At 62.2% G+C, this 14,735-nt stretch carries 11 protein-coding genes; 2 read left to right on the top strand and 9 right to left on the bottom strand.

What is annotated here, in order from left to right; translation table 11 throughout:
- The 6 genes from AF70_RS07265 to AF70_RS07290 all read right to left on the bottom strand — a co-directional run bounded on the left by AF70_RS07265 (nt 1) and on the right by AF70_RS07290 (nt 9,843).
- Nucleotides 1-987: a lysylphosphatidylglycerol synthase domain-containing protein gene (locus tag AF70_RS07265; RefSeq protein ID WP_028938810.1), complete on the bottom strand. Its 987-nt coding sequence runs from the start codon at nt 985-987 to the stop codon at nt 1-3.
- Nucleotides 984-2,270 (bottom strand): cardiolipin synthase ClsB, encoded by a 1,287-nt coding sequence (clsB, locus tag AF70_RS07270; RefSeq protein ID WP_028938811.1) that lies wholly within the window; start codon nt 2,268-2,270, stop codon nt 984-986. Before clsB ends, AF70_RS07265 begins: the two co-directional genes overlap by 4 nt.
- Nucleotides 2,267-3,064, bottom strand: coding sequence for an endonuclease/exonuclease/phosphatase family protein (locus AF70_RS07275; protein ID WP_028938812.1), 798 nt, complete (start codon nt 3,062-3,064; stop codon nt 2,267-2,269). Before AF70_RS07275 ends, clsB begins: the two co-directional genes overlap by 4 nt.
- Nucleotides 3,061-3,987: a DUF72 domain-containing protein gene (locus AF70_RS07280; RefSeq protein ID WP_028938813.1), complete on the bottom strand. Its 927-nt coding sequence runs from the start codon at nt 3,985-3,987 to the stop codon at nt 3,061-3,063. The genes AF70_RS07275 and AF70_RS07280 overlap by 4 nt, the downstream gene beginning before the upstream one ends.
- 157 nt (nt 3,988-4,144) lie before the next feature.
- Nucleotides 4,145-5,356 (bottom strand): MFS transporter, encoded by a 1,212-nt coding sequence (locus AF70_RS07285; protein ID WP_028938814.1) that lies wholly within the window; start codon nt 5,354-5,356, stop codon nt 4,145-4,147.
- Nucleotides 5,357-5,502: 146 nt separating this feature from the next.
- On the bottom strand, nt 5,503-9,843 hold the full coding sequence (locus AF70_RS07290) for a DEAD/DEAH box helicase (RefSeq protein ID WP_028938815.1): 4,341 nt from the start codon (nt 9,841-9,843) through the stop codon (nt 5,503-5,505).
- A 225-nt stretch (nt 9,844-10,068) separates the two neighbouring features.
- Here AF70_RS07290 and AF70_RS07295 point away from each other — a divergent pair, with 225 nt between their 5' ends.
- Complete coding sequence (locus AF70_RS07295) at nt 10,069-10,953, top strand: sugar nucleotide-binding protein (protein WP_032830885.1); 885 nt, start codon at nt 10,069-10,071, stop codon at nt 10,951-10,953.
- Entirely contained in the window at nt 10,946-11,875 is a 930-nt protein-coding gene (locus AF70_RS07300) for an NAD-dependent epimerase/dehydratase family protein (protein ID WP_019581391.1), read from the top strand. Before AF70_RS07295 ends, AF70_RS07300 begins: the two co-directional genes overlap by 8 nt.
- A gap of 200 nt (nt 11,876-12,075) precedes the next feature.
- Here AF70_RS07300 and AF70_RS07305 read toward each other — a convergent pair whose 3' ends face one another.
- The 3 genes from AF70_RS07305 to AF70_RS07315 all read right to left on the bottom strand — a co-directional run bounded on the left by AF70_RS07305 (nt 12,076) and on the right by AF70_RS07315 (nt 14,734).
- A complete protein-coding gene (locus AF70_RS07305) occupies nt 12,076-12,774 on the bottom strand; it encodes an OmpW family protein (RefSeq protein ID WP_019581390.1) in 699 nt (232 codons plus the stop codon).
- A gap of 164 nt (nt 12,775-12,938) precedes the next feature.
- Complete coding sequence (locus AF70_RS07310) at nt 12,939-13,457, bottom strand: DUF3299 domain-containing protein (protein ID WP_028938816.1); 519 nt, start codon at nt 13,455-13,457, stop codon at nt 12,939-12,941.
- Between the two features lie 11 nt (nt 13,458-13,468).
- Entirely contained in the window at nt 13,469-14,734 is a 1,266-nt protein-coding gene (locus tag AF70_RS07315) for an ABC transporter permease (RefSeq protein WP_028938817.1), read from the bottom strand.
- Nucleotide 14,735 lies beyond the last annotated feature (1 nt).

Raw genomic sequence — 14,735 nt, forward strand, 5'->3', positions numbered from 1 at the left:
TCACCGAGGTTTCTTCGAGATCCGCAACGACTTGGCCTTGGCTTCCACCACCAAGTACATCACCACGGTTATCAACAGCGGCAGAATGAAATAGATCGCCCGATAAGCGATCAACCCTGCCACCAGGCTGCCCCGCGATACTTCGTGCTGCAGCAGCGCCACGAACACCGCCTCCAACACACCGAGCCCGGCCGGGATATGGGTGATGACCCCGGCAATGGCGCTGATCAGCAACACACCAAGCACCAGCGGATAGTCCAGTTTGCTCGGCAGCAACGTGAAGATCACCGCCGCCATCAGCGCCCAGTTCAGTGCGCCGAGGGCCAGTTGCAGGATTGCCATGCGTAGCGACGGCAGAATGATTTCCACGCCGCGAACCGACCATTTCCGGCGCCTGGAATACCGGCAGGCCGCCAGATATCCCATGCTCAACAGCAGCAACAAAATCCCCACGTCTTGCAGTGCATTGCTGCTCACTTTCCAGCCCGGCGGCATTCGCATCAGGCCGCTGCTGAACACCGCGCCGGCAATCACCATGTAGCCGAACCAGTTGGTCGCCAGGCTCAGCCCGAGGATTTTTGCGATGTTGCCTTTGCTCACGCCGAGCCGCGAATACAGCCGATAACGCATGGCGACACCGCCGACCCAGGCGCTCAGGTTGAGGTTGAAGGCATAGCTGATGATCCCCACCGGGAGGATCTGCCGCCAAGTCAGGTTCTGCCGGATGTAGGTGCGCCCGATCAGGTCGAAACAGGCATAGACCAGAAAGCTTGCCAGGGTCACACCTGACGCAATGATCAACGTGCGTACTTTGAAATCAGCCAGGGTATCGAACACTTCGTTCCATTCGATGCGCTGGGCAAGCATCGTGAACAATACGATCAGCGCCAGGAAGAACAGCATCGTCAGCGGCCTTTTCCAGCGGTGCCAGTGGTGTTTGCCCGGCGTGTCGGAGTGCGACGCAGGCTGCGCTTCGGAATGGCTCATGCCTTGGCGCTCCCGGGTGGATGGATGAAGGGCTTCAGGCGCGGTTTATGCGCCGGCAACCAGCCGGCCCATGCGGGGAAATGCCGCAGGAAGTGAAACACCAGAAAGCCGATGGTCATGTCCCAGATCCGCCCGCGAGGGGCTGTGTCCACCGACATGACCTTGCAATGGTTGCTGCTCAACTCGTCGAGACGCTCGTACAGATCGCGGTTGAAGGCACGGTCGCGGATCAGCACGTTGGCTTCCAGGTTCAGGGACAGGCTCAGCGGGTCGAGGTTGCTTGAGCCGACAGTGCTCCAGTCCTCGTCGACCAGGGCGACTTTGCCATGCAGAGGGCGGTCGCAATATTCGTAGATCAACACCCCGGCCCGCAGCAGGTAGTCGTAGGTCATGCGCGCGGCGAGTCTGGCCACCCGCAGGTCCGGTTGTCCCTGAAGAATCAGGCGCACCTCGACCCCCCGGCGTGCCGCATTGCGGATCTCGTGCAGCAGCCGATAGCCTGGAAAGAAGTAGGCATTAGCGATCACCACGCGACGCCGGGCACTGCGCAGCACCTGTAAATACACCTCTTCGATATCTTTTGGGTGTTCTGCGTTGTCGCGATACACCAGTCGTACCTGACCGTCATGATCGTCGACCGCCAGTTCAGCATGCCGCTGCCGGCGGCGTTGCCACCAGTATTTGGCCCGGGCCGGTCGACCGCCTTGCAGCAAGGCGAAATGATGAATATCGGCCACCGCCGGGCCTTGCACTTCAACCGAATAATCCTGCTTGGCCTCGGGGCCGAAGTCGGCCAGATGGTCGGCGGAAAAATTGATTCCGCCGAGGAACGCAATCGTGCCGTCGACCACCACAATCTTGCGGTGCAGACGGCGGAACCAGTTGGTGCGGATGCCCAGATGGCGCGGGGCGGGGTCGAATATTTGCAGGCGCACACCTGCATTGCTCAGGGCGGCGAGGAACGCCGTACTCAGTTCGCCACAGCCGAATCCATCGAGACTGACGGTAATACGCACGCCGCGTTGCGCCGCTTCAATCAGGATCTGTTGAAGCTCATTGCCGACCTTGTCCTCGAACACAATAAACGTCTCCAGCAGGATTTCACTCTGGGCCTGGCGCAGCACTTCAAACACCCGTGGAAAGTACGCCTCACCGTTTTCCAGCAACTCGACCCGGTTGTTACCGTGCCAGCCGTATTCAACATCAGTCACCGCAGGCTCGCGCACGGGGGGAGGAGGGGAGACGTGTTCGGCCGTGGTTTTTTCCATCGATGGGCTGCTCATAACTCGATCTCCACCGACAGGGGCGCATGGTCGGAAAGGTGTGACCAGGGGCGTGCCGCCAGCACTTGCGGATGGCTGGCCTTGAGATGGCGCACGTAGATGCGGTCCAGGCGTAACGTCGGTAAGCGCGCCGGGAAACTGCGCGCCGGTTTGCCGTGAAACTCGGCGAACACCTCACGCAACCCGCAAGGCTTGAGCAACGCATCGGCGCGCTGGCGCCAGTCGTTGAAGTCGCCGGCGACCACCACCGGGGCATCTTGCGGTAGCTCTTCCAGGCGTCGGATCAGCAGCTTGAGCTGGGCCGTCCGGTGGCTTTCGCGCAGCCCCAGATGGACGCAAATGGCATGCACTTCCCGGCCATCGCCGGGCATGCGCAACACGCAATGCAGGACTCCACGGTTTTCATGGCCGCTGATGGACACGTCGAGATTGTCGTGGCGAATGATCTGGAATTTCGACAACAGTGCATTGCCGTGATCGCCCGCCGGGTAGACCGCGTTGCGCCCGTAGGCGAATTGCGGCCACAGGCTATCGGCAAGGAATTCGTACTGGGGCATCGCCGGCCAATTGTTGTAGCGCTGGGGATGCTGTTCGTGGGTGCCGTGGACCTCCTGCAAAAACACCACATCGGCGGACACACTGCGCACCGCTTCGCGCAACTCGGGCAGGATGAAGCGCCGATTGAGTGCGGTGAACCCCTTGTGGGTGTTGACCGTCAGCACGGTGAAGCGGCTCACGGCATTGCTGATGGGTTGCTGCTCATCCGTCCCACCGACCGGTTCGGGAATGCTCATGGCAGCGCTCCTTCGGCAACCGGCTCGCCGGGGACCGTGACAAGGTCTTTGTCGAGATGCAAACGCTCAAGCAGGTGGCGGGCATCGAAGGGCGCGCGGACTTTGATGTCGTTATCGAAATAGCAGAACACTTCCCGGGATCTGCGAGTCTTGGGTTTTTGCCGGGGCGCGATCAATTGCGGATCTGCCGGTTGCTGGCCGTGATGCCAGGCCTCGATCCGCTCGCTCCAGCGTTGCAGCGCTTGAGGAGTGTAACCGCTGGCGTAGAGTTCTTCGGCGCCGTGCAGGCGCAGGTAGATGAAGTCGCTGGTGAGGTCTTCGCGGTACGGCCATTTACCGGCGGTATCGGCAATCACCAACGCGGTGTTGTAGCGTTTGAGCAGCCGGACGAAGGCCGGATCGACGAAGCTTTCGTGGCGAATTTCCACGGCGTGGCGCACCGGTTTTTTGCCATAGGCCTTTATGCTGGCGTGACCGTTCAGACGTGGTTCGTGCTGGCGGGCGAGGGCGGCGGCCTGTTCGGTGTCGTGGGGAAGTTGTTCAAGGAAATGTTCGAACAGCTCCGGGTCGAATTTGAAGCTGGGCGGAAACTGCCAGAGGATCGGGCCGAGTTTTTCCTTGAGCTCCAGCACCCCGGAGGCGAAGAAATTCGCCAGGGGTTTATGGATCTCCCGCAGGCGCTTGATGTGGGTGATGAAGCGCGGCGCCTTGACGCTGAACACGAAGCCTGGCGGGGTTTCGGCGTACCACTGGGCGTAACGTTCGGGGCGTTGCAGGGCGTAGAACGATCCATTGATTTCGATGCTGTTGACTGCCCGTGACGCGAATTGCAGTTCGCGTTTGTGGGTCAGCCCCTTCGGGTAAAAGCCTCCCCGCCAGGGCGTGTAGCGCCAGCCTGAAATACCGATATGAATCGCCGCCATGTCGCCTCCCATCCTCGGACAGCCCTGTCTTTTGATGACTGCCAGGCGTGCGAGAAAGTTTCGACGGGGCTACGGACGGTAAAAGCAAAAGATCGCAGCTTTCGGCAGCTTCCCACAGGCGCGCAGGAGTTGCCGAAAGCGACGATCATTTGATCTATCAGTGTCCGGCGACGATCCGGGCCGAACCTTCAGCCGGCTCCGCATACACCGGGCCCAATCGATCGAGACGACCACTCCAGGCGGTCAGTGCCAATGCCGCCAACACCACCAGGCCACCGATCCATGCGGTATGGATCAGGCCCATATGCGCCACGATCAAGCCACCACCCCACGCACCGCCGGCAATGCCGAGGTTGAATGCCGCAATGTTCAGGCCCGACGCCACGTCCACCGCGTGCGGGGTGTGATGTTCGGCCTGACGCACCACATACACCTGCAGCCCCGGCACGTTACCGAACGCCACCGCACCCCAGACCAGCACAGTGGCCAGGGCCAGCCATGGATTGGCGGCGGTGAAGGTCAGTGCGAACAGTACGGCGGCTAGCAGGGCGAAGATGATTTTCAGGGCGCCGATCGGGCCGCGTTTATCCGCCAGCTTGCCGCCCCAGATGTTGCCGACGGCCACCGAGATGCCGTACACCAGCAGCACCAGGCTGACGGTGCTGGCGCTGAAGCCCGCAATGTCCTGAAGAATCGGCGCCAGAAAGGTGAAGGCGATGAACGAGCCGCCGTAGCCGACCGCCGTCATGGCATACACCAACAACAGGCGCGGTTGCTTGAGCACTTGCAACTGCTGCAACAGCGAAGCCGGTTTGCTGTGGGCGATGTTCTTCGGTACGTAGAGCAGGCTGCCGATGAAGGCGATCACACCCAGTGCAGACACCGCGAGGAAGGTTTCACGCCAGCCGAAATGCTGACCGATAAACGTCCCCAGCGGCACGCCAGTGACCAGCGCCACGGTCAGGCCGGTGAACATGATGGCAATCGCGCTGGCGGCTTTTTCCTTCGGCACCAGGCTGGTGGCGATGATCGAGCCAATTGAGAAAAACACCCCGTGGGCCAGGCCGGTGACGATCCGCGCAATGATCAGCGACTCGTAGCTGGGCGCTTTCCAGGCCAACAAGTTGCCGAGGGTGAACAGCACCATCAGCGACAACAGCAGCAGTTTACGCGGGACTTTGCCGGTGAGGGCGGTCAGCACCGGCGCGCCGACGGCCACCCCGAGTGCATACAAACTGACCAGCAAACCGGCGGACGGCAGGCTGACGCCGAGGTCGGCGCCGATGGTGGGTAACAGGCCAACGATGACGAACTCCGTCGTCCCGATGGCGAAAGCGCTGAGGGTCAGCGCCAGCAAGGCAATGGGCATGGCTGCAACTCCGGTGGATTGATTGATGGAGCGCAGTGTCGGGGTTTGGGGAGTGCGGAAAAATACAGGGATGGGCATTTGATATTTGCGTGCAAAGCAAATATCTCACGGCTGGCATTAAACCTTGTGGCGAGGGAGATTGAATCCTACAGGGGGGAGTGGCGGATCAGTGTATTGCGTACTTCTGTAGTCGATTGCTGATCCAGCTCCAGCCAGAACTGCTGCTTGCCGGCGATCTCGGCGGCAGCCGGCAAGCCATCGCGATACACCAGCCGATTGCTCGCCAGCGCCGGCACTTTTGCGCCCGGCAGCAGGGTGCCGGCGAGGTTCAGCGGATCCACCCCGCACACCGCGATCAAACTACCGTCATGGGGGCGCCGCCTGACTTCGCGCAGCAACGGGATCGCCTCGGGCAGGGCAAACTGTTCGCCGGCCAAACCACTGACAAACCGCCCGCCACGAATCTCGCCCCGGGCCTCCAGCCGATGGAACGTGCGCAGCAATTCCCGCCAACTCGGCAACCAGTCCGCCTCGCGCTCCAGTAAGCGCCAGAACACCACGCCGTACCGGCGCAGCAAGGTCATGGCTATGTGTTCCAGGGTTTCTGTGGGTGTGGACGTCGGGCGTTGTTTATCCACAACCGGCTTATCCACAACCGGCGCGACCGCACTGCGGCGCAGCAACGCCCAACGCCCGGCGTCGTCCATCCCGCCGACAAACGCTCCACGCCCGCGTCGACTGCTGCGATTCTGGCGTTTGCTGGCCGGGGTGATCAGCGCCCGCAACCCGGCGAAACTGTCGGCGTTTACCAGTCCGGCGCCGACCAGTTCCTGCAAGGCGATTTCCAGTTCCGAGCGCAGCAGATGGGCCTCGTGAATCAGCTCATCGAAAAACAGAGCGCCGTGCTGGCTGAGTGCTGCATGGACCTTTTGTGTTTTGGGCGACAGTTCGTTGACCGGTGTCTGCTCGGTCAAGCTGCTCCACAACCCGACCTGACTACGCGGCAGCAACAGAATCGGCGTGCTGCGCAATGCCGTGCCGGCGCTCTTGTTGCGCGCGGTCAGGCGGGTCCAGACCAGTTTGCCGCTGCGGCATAACTCATCCAGCCAGCTCGCCGAATAGTCTTTGAGCCGCGCCGGCAGAATGTCGCTGTCCCATGCCGAAGCAGCGGCGGGGTAGCCTTCGAACTGGCTGATGATCGCCGGCAACACTGCGCTGCCCTGGCCTCGGCTCAGGGTGGAAAGATGCTGCCAGTCGAACAGAAAGCGCATGAAATCCTGCAACGCCACCGGCTCGATTTCTCGGCGCAGCCGTTTGACCGTGTAGCGATGAATCCGCGCCAGCAGATGCCGTTCGCACCATTCCTCTTCGCGGGTGTCCGGGCTGAACTGCCCGCGCAGCACGTAACCTTCACGTTCCAGTTGGGCCAGGGCCTGAGTGACTTGAAGCGCCGGTAATCCAAACGGTTCGGCAATCGCTTTCAGCGGCAATGGACCAAACGCACTGAGTCGCGCACGGACCACTTCCAGCACCGCTTCGTCCGGCTCCCAGGTTTCATCGAAACCGGGCAACGCCTCCAACGACGGAAACAAGGTGGCCTGTGGATAAATCGCCCGCAGGCAGGTCAGTCGCTCCAGTGGCAGCCACAGCGATTGCTTGGCGTTGATCTGCAAACGGCTGGCGCGGCCACTGTTGGCCAGGGTGTTCAGCCATTCGAGCCAATTGGGGTTGGCCCGGGCCTCGGCGTCGGTGATGCACGCCAGGCTCATCAAGGCCTCATGCATTTCATCGAGGCCGGTTGGCGTTGGCCAGGCTTCGTCGCGCACCGCGGCAATCGCCTCGGCGTCCAGCGCACCGAGGTCGTTGGTGGACTGCGGATCGCTCCAGCGGCGGTTGAGCACCGCCTGAGTGCGGCGTTCTTCCAGCGGCGCGTCGTCGAGGAAGGTGTAGGGGCGGGCACTGAGGATTTCCGCCGCCAGTGGCGAAGGCGCCGGCAGGTCGCGGCTGATCAGGCGGATATCGCCCTGTTCCATGCGCCGCAACAACGCCAGCCAGCCTTCGCTGTCCATGGCCTCGTGCAGGCAATCGTCGAGGGTTTGTTCCACCAGCGGATGGTCGGGAATCTCGCGCTCGCCGGCGAGGTTTTCCACGCAGGCGATCTGATCGGGAAACACGCTGGCGATCAGGTCTTCGCTTTTCATCCGCTGGATCTGCGGCGGCACTTTGCGGCCGCCGCTGTAGCGTGGCAGCGCGAGGGCGACCCCGGCATTCCAGCGCCAGCGCACGCCGAACAGCGGGGCCTCGAGCACCGCTTGAGTCAGGATATGTTCGGCGCTGTTGCTGTGCAGGTAGCGCCAGACGTCGTCCAGCTCGAAGCTGTGGCTGGTGGACAGCGACAACACGATGGCGTCCTCGCTGGCGGCGGCCTGCAATTCGAAGTTGAAGGTGCGGCAGAAACGCTTGCGCAGGGCCAGGCCCCAGGCGCGGTTGATGCGGCTGCCGAACGGTGAGTGGATGATCAGTTGCGTACCGCCTGACTCGTCGAAAAAACGCTCCATCACCAGTGTGTCCTGGGACGGCAAGGCGCCGAGGGTCAGGCGGGCCTGGGCCAGGTAGTCGACCAGTTGCTCGGCGCTGGCGAGGTTCAAACCGAGAGTGTCGGTCAGCCAGTCGAGGGCTGGTTGCAGATCGCCGGGTGTGGCGGTGAGCAGTTCATCGAGTTGCGCTTGCAGACGGGCCACGGCGAACGACAGTTCATTGCTGCGACCGGGTGCTTCACCGAGCCAGAACGGAATGGTCGGCGGCTGGCCCTGAGCATCTTCGACCCGGACCTTGCCGGTTTCGACCCGCAGGATTCGATACGAGGTATTGCCCAGCTGAAAGATATCCCCGGCGATGCTTTCCACCGCGAAGTCTTCGTTGACGCTGCCGATGTTCAGCCCCTGAGGCTCCAGCAACACGCTGTAGTCGGCGTTGTCGGGAATCGTCCCGCCGCTGGTCACGGCGGTCAGCTTGGCGCCCCGACGACCGCGCAAGGTTCGGCTTACGGCGTCCCGGTGCAGGTACGCGCTACGTATGCCCTGGCGACCGTTGTAGCCCTCGGCGAGCATGTGCAGCAACGCCTGATAATGTTTTTCGTCGAGCTTGGCGTAAGGCGAGGCTTTACGCAGCATCTCCAGCAACGCCTGCTCGTGCCATTCCTGGCAACTGACCTCGGCGATGATCTGCTGGGCCAGCACGTCCAGCGGTGCTTCGGGGATCAGCAAGGTGTCGAGTTCGCCACGGCGCACGCAATCGAGCAAAGCGGCGCATTCGATCAGGTCGTCGCGGGTGGTGGCGAACAATCGGCCCTTGGGCGTGCCGCCGACCTGGTGCCCGGAGCGGCCGACCCGTTGCAGAAAACCGGCAATCGAGCGTGGCGAAGCGATCTGGCACACCAGGTCGACGTCGCCGATATCAATCCCCAGTTCCAGCGAGGCGGTGGCGATCAGCACTTGCAGCTCGCCGCGCTTGAGCCGTTGCTCGGCGTCCAGGCGAAATTCCTTGGCCAGGCTGCCATGGTGGGCGGCCACCGCGTCTTTGCCGAGGCGTTCGCTCAAGTGTCGGCTCAGGCGTTCGGCCAAGCGCCGGGTGTTGACGAAAATCAGCGTGGTCCGGTGATCGCGGGCGAGGGCGGCGAGGCGGTCATAGACCAGCTCCCACACGTCGTTGGCCATCACCGCCGACAGCGGCACGGGCGGCACTTCGATATCGAGATCCCGTGGGCGGGCATGGCCGATGTCGATGATTTCGCAGTCGCGATCACGACCAACCAAAAAACGCGACACCGCTTCGATGGGTTTTTGCGTGGCAGACAGGCCGATCCGCACCAGCGGTTGCGGGCAAAGTGCTTGCAGGCGCTCCAGGCTCAGGGCCAGGTGACTGCCGCGTTTGCTGGCGGCGATGGCGTGGATTTCGTCGACGATCACCGTTTGCGTGGTGCCGAGCATTTTCCGGCCGGAGTCGGAGCCGAGCAGTACGTAAAGGGATTCCGGAGTGGTCACCAGAATGTGCGGCGCGGTTTTGCGCATGGCCGAGCGATCTTTTTGTGGTGTATCGCCGGTGCGCACGGCAGTGCTGATCGGCACGTCGGGCAGGCCCATCAGGCGTAACTGCTCGGTGATGCCGGCCAGCGGGTTTTGCAGGTTGATCCGGATGTCGTTGGACAGGGCCTTGAGCGGCGAAACGTAGACCACCAGGGTTTCGTCTGGCAGGCCATCCGGGTTTTCCAGGCCACGATGGACCAGATCGTCGAGCACGGCCAGAAACGCGGTGAGGGTTTTGCCGGAGCCGGTGGGCGCGGCAATCAGCGTTGAACGGCGCTGGCGGATCAACGGCCACGCCCGGGCCTGGGCGGCGGTAGCCGTCGCGAAGGTGTTGCTGAACCAGGCGCTGACGGCGGGGTGGAAACCGTTCAGAGCGCTGTCTGCGGGGATGGGCAGGTTCATGAGCCAATTTATGCGGGTGGGGGCGGGAAGTTGCAAGTACCGCTCAGGCTCTGTGTTGATCCTGAGGCCAGTAGCTGCACCACAAATCCCCGGGAACTACACTTTACGGGTGACGGTTGCGCACTAAACCCGCAAAATGCAACGATTCCGGCAATTATTGAGGACATCGCCTGCGGGCGTTGTCGATAAAGCCATCGTTCCAATCAGACTGGGCCTGCTGACTCTATGCGAATGCGCCTTATGTTACTGGGCGGCGGAAATGCCCTTGGGCAGGCGCTGATTCGCCTCGGTGCGGAGGAAGACATCGGTTTCCTCGCCCCCCGCCCACCACAAGACGGCTGGGACGCCGCGAGCCTGACGCAACTGCTCGACGATACCCGTCCGGATGCGTTGATCAATCTCGCCTACTATTTCGACTGGTTCCAGGCGGAGACCGTCAGCGAACAGCGTCTGGCCGGGCAGGAGCGCGCCATCGAGCGTCTGGCCGAATTGTGCCAGCATCACAACATCGTGCTGGTGCAACCGTCGAGTTATCGCGTGTTCGATGGCTCCCGGGCGACCGCCTACAGCGAAAAAGACGAACCGGTACCGTTGGGCCTGCGCGGTCAGGCCTTGTGGCGAATCGAACAAAGTGTGCGCGCCACCTGTCCGCAGCACGTGTTGCTGCGTTTCGGCTGGCTGCTCGATGACAGCCCCGACGGCACCCTCGGACGATTCCTCGCCCGGGCGGAGAAAGCGGAAGAATTGCTGTTGGCCGATGATCGTCGCGGTAATCCGACGCCGGTGGACGACGCCGCCCGAGTGATCATTTCGGTGCTCAAGCAACTCGATTGCGCGGCGCCGCTGTGGGGCACTTACCACTACGCCGGGCATGAGGCGACCACGCCGCTGGCACTGGGCCAGGCGATTCTCACTGAAGCGCGCGCCCTGCACCCGCTGGCCATCGAAGCGCCGACCGCCCAGGCTCACGCCGCGCGGCCCGACGCTGCCGAAGAACCGCAACACGCGGTGCTGGCCTGCAAGAAAATTCTGCACACTTTCGGGATCAAACCCCGCGCCTGGCGCGCGGCACTCCCGGGCTTACTGGATAGGTTTTATCGCCATGGCTGACGGCCCTGTTTTAATCACCGGCGGCGCCGGTTTCATCGGTTCGCACCTGACCGATGCCTTGCTCGCCAAAGGGCATTCGGTGCGAATTCTCGATGACTTGTCCACCGGCAAGCGCAGCAACCTGCCGATGGACAATCCCCTCGTCGAACTGATCGAAGGCGATGTCGCTGATGCCGCCCTGGTGGCGCAGGCGATGCTCGGTTGCAGCGCGGTGGCGCATCTGGCCGCGGTGGCTTCGGTGCAGGCTTCGGTGGATGACCCGGTGAAAACTCACCAGAGCAACTTCATCGGCTCGCTGAACGTCTGCGAAGCCATGCGTCAGGCCGGTGTCAAACGCGTGTTGTACGCGTCCAGCGCAGCGGTCTATGGCAACAACGGTGAAGGCGAGTCGATCGACGAAGACACGCCCAAGGCACCGTTGACGCCGTATGCGGCGGACAAGTTGGCGAGCGAGCATTACTTCGATTTCTATCGCCGCCAGCATGGTCTGGAACCGGTGATTTTCCGCTTCTTCAACATCTTCGGCCCGCGCCAGGATCCGTCCTCGCCGTACTCCGGAGTGATCAGCATTTTCAGCGAGCGCGCGCAGAAAGGCCTGCCGATCACCGTGTTCGGTGATGGCGAGCAGACTCGGGATTTTGTCTACGTCGAGGATCTGGTGGACGTGCTGGTGCAAGCCATCGAGAAACCGCAGGTCGAGGTCGGCGCGGTGAATGTCGGCTGGAATCAGGCGACGACTCTCAAGCAGATGCTTGAAGCCCTTGAAGCCGTGGTCGGCAAGCTGCCGCCCGTGAGCTATGGCCCGGCGCGTTCCGGTGACATCCGCCATTCACGAGCGAATAACCGGCGTTTGCTGGAGCGGTTCACCTACCCGGAGCAGACGCCGATGAGCGTTGGCCTGGCGCGTTTGCTGGGGCGCTGAGGTTTTACACAGTTGTGAAAAAGGCGCCTTGAAGGCGCCTTTTTTGTGTGTCGAATATGACCGGTGCAGTTCTTTGTGGTGAGGGGGCTTGCCCCCGTTGGGTTGCGAAGCAGCCCCACTGCATTTCGCCTGACGTCCTCATCGGTTGGATGGCGCCTGCTGCGCAGGCGAACGGGGGCAAGCCCCCTCGCCACAGTTCCTTAGAACTTGTAACCCAGACCGACCATGTAGATGAACGGATCGACGTCCACGTTCACCCGTGCGCGGGTGCCCGGAGCCACGGCGTTGTTTTCCACGGTGGCACGGGTGTCGATGTCGATGTAGCGCACTTGGGCGTTGATCATCACCTTATCGGTGAGCATGTAGTCGGCACCGACTTCCCAGGCCAGGCCCCAGGAGTTTTTCGCGTTGAAGTTGCTGAAGCCATTGGCGCTGGCTTCGCTGCTGACGTGCTCGTCGTAGATCCAGGTGTAGTTGATCCCGCCGCCGACATACGGCTGGAATGCGGACTTGGCATCCATCGGATAGTAGACCAGGCTCAGGGTCGGCGGCAGGTGTTTCAGGGTGCCGAGTTTGCCGTTGGCGGCGCCTAGCGCGGTGCCTTTGAGCTTCACCTCATGCTCGAACGGCGAAGCCGCGAGCAGCTCGATCGCCAGGTTGTTGCTGATCATGTACGCAAAGTTCAGGCCCAGTTGCGTGTCGCTGCTCATGGTGGCCTTGCCACCCAGATCGGCGCCCTTCAGCGGGCCTTGATCGACCTTGACGCTGGAGCTGTCGGCCGTCGGATTCACGGTGATCGCACCGGCCCGAACGATGATGTCGCCGGCGGTGTGGGCATGGGCGAGCGGGGCTGCGAGCGCGAGGGCAAGCAGTGAAGCGCTGAGCAGGGACTTGTGCATGGGGGCTCCAAAGGACGTTAAAAATGCTTGATGTCCAATGGTAGGGATCCAACTGATACGGTCTTTTGACTCAGCTCAATGAAACAGTGATGGGCTGATTTTGAGGGCCTCATCGCGGGCAAACCCGCGATGGCAGTCTTGTAGGCGACAAATAACCACCGGATTCACTCCGGCAGTTCATACACATAAATCTTCTGCGCCTCCATCTGATACCCGGCATCCGCCAATTCGCTGGTGGACGCCTTGACCTGCAACGCACCTTCGACCCAGTACGGCTGGTACAGCTCATCGAGCTTCACGCCGACTTCGCTTTTGACGTGCACGATCTGGTTCGACGGCGGAGGCGGTACATGGATGCAGGCGCCGAAATACGGCACCAGCAGAAACTCCGTGGTGCGGCCTTCTTCACTGACCTCCAGCGGCACGATGTACCCCGGCAAGCGAATGTTCTGGCCATCGAGACTTGTCACCACCGGCGCGTTCGGCATGTCCTGTTTGGCGGCCGGGGCCGACTCCGCGGACAACGCATCGCTCATCTTCGACAGGTCGTGCAGCGGCGTCATGTTCGGCACTTCCGGCGGGGCATCCGGCGGGATCATTTCCGACCAGGTCAGGTCTTTCGGCTCGGCCGCCCACAGCGGCAGAGCAACCAGCATCAACAGCGCAAGCAGAGCGCGGGGCATGTTCAACGTCCTCACAGGCGGATCGACAGGCCATCGGCCAAGGATTGGCGATAAGCGCGCCAGGCCGGCACGCTGCCCATCAGCAGCGCGGCGATCAGGATGCCACCGAGCAGCGTCCATTCATATTCGCTTGGCCAGGCCAGCGGCAGGTACAAACCGTAATTCGACTGCACGTAACCCTGCGCCACGGCGATGCCCACATACAGCAACGCCACGCCGACAATCACCCCCGACAGCGCCAGGGCAAACGCTTCCAGCACCAGTAAAGTCGCGATATGCCATGGTCGCGCGCCCACCGAACGCAGAATCGCCATCTCCCGGCGTCGCTCGTTGAGGCTGGTGAGAATCGCCGTGAGCATGCCGATCAACCCCGTCAGCACCACGAACAGCGAGACGACGAACAAGGCTTTTTCCGCCGTGCTCATCAAACTCCACAGCTCCTGCAACGCCACACCCGGCAGGATCGCCAGCATCGGTTCGCCACGGAATTCGTTGATTTCACGTTGCAGCGCGAAGGTCGAAATCTTGTTGTTAAGGCCGAGCATGAACGCGGTGATCGCTTGCGGCGTCAGGTCCATGTTGCGCGCCTGATCTGCACTGACCCGACCGTTACCCCGCGCCGGTACACCGTTGTGCCAGTCGATGTGGATCGCTTCCATGCCGCCGAGGCTGATGTGCAGCGTGCGGTCCACCGGGGTGCCGGTGCGTTTGAGGATGCCGACCACGGTGAACGGCTTGTCGTCGTGCTTGACCAGGCTGATCGCCGCCACGCCATGGGCCAGCACCAGTTTGTCGCCGAGTTTGTAGTGCAGCGCATCGGCCACTTCGGCACCGAGCACCACTTCGAACGGATCGCTGGCGAAGGCACGGCCGTCGGCCAGTTCCAGATGCTGTTGATGGCCGTACTGGTAATGCTCGAAGTACGCCTCGGTGGTGCCCATCACCCGATAACCACGATGGGAATCGCCGAGGGACATCGGGATCGCCCACTTCACTTTCGGGTTGTTGGCGAACTGCTCGAAGCTGTCCCAGCGGATGTTGTTGGTGGCGTTGCCGATACGGAATACCGAATACAGCAGCAGGTTCACCGAGCCGGAACGCGCGCCGACGATCAGGTCGGTGCCGCTGATGGTGCTGGCGAAACTGGCCTTGGCTTCGGTGCGCACTCGTTCTACCGCCAGCAACAGGCAGACCGACAGGGCGATGGCGAACGCGGTGAGGATCGCGGTGAAGCGACGGTTAGCGAGGCTGGCCATGGCTAGACGAAACAAATACATC

The sequence above is a fragment of the Pseudomonas sp. KD5 genome (assembly GCF_012932895.1).
GTDB lineage: Bacteria > Pseudomonadota > Gammaproteobacteria > Pseudomonadales > Pseudomonadaceae > Aquipseudomonas.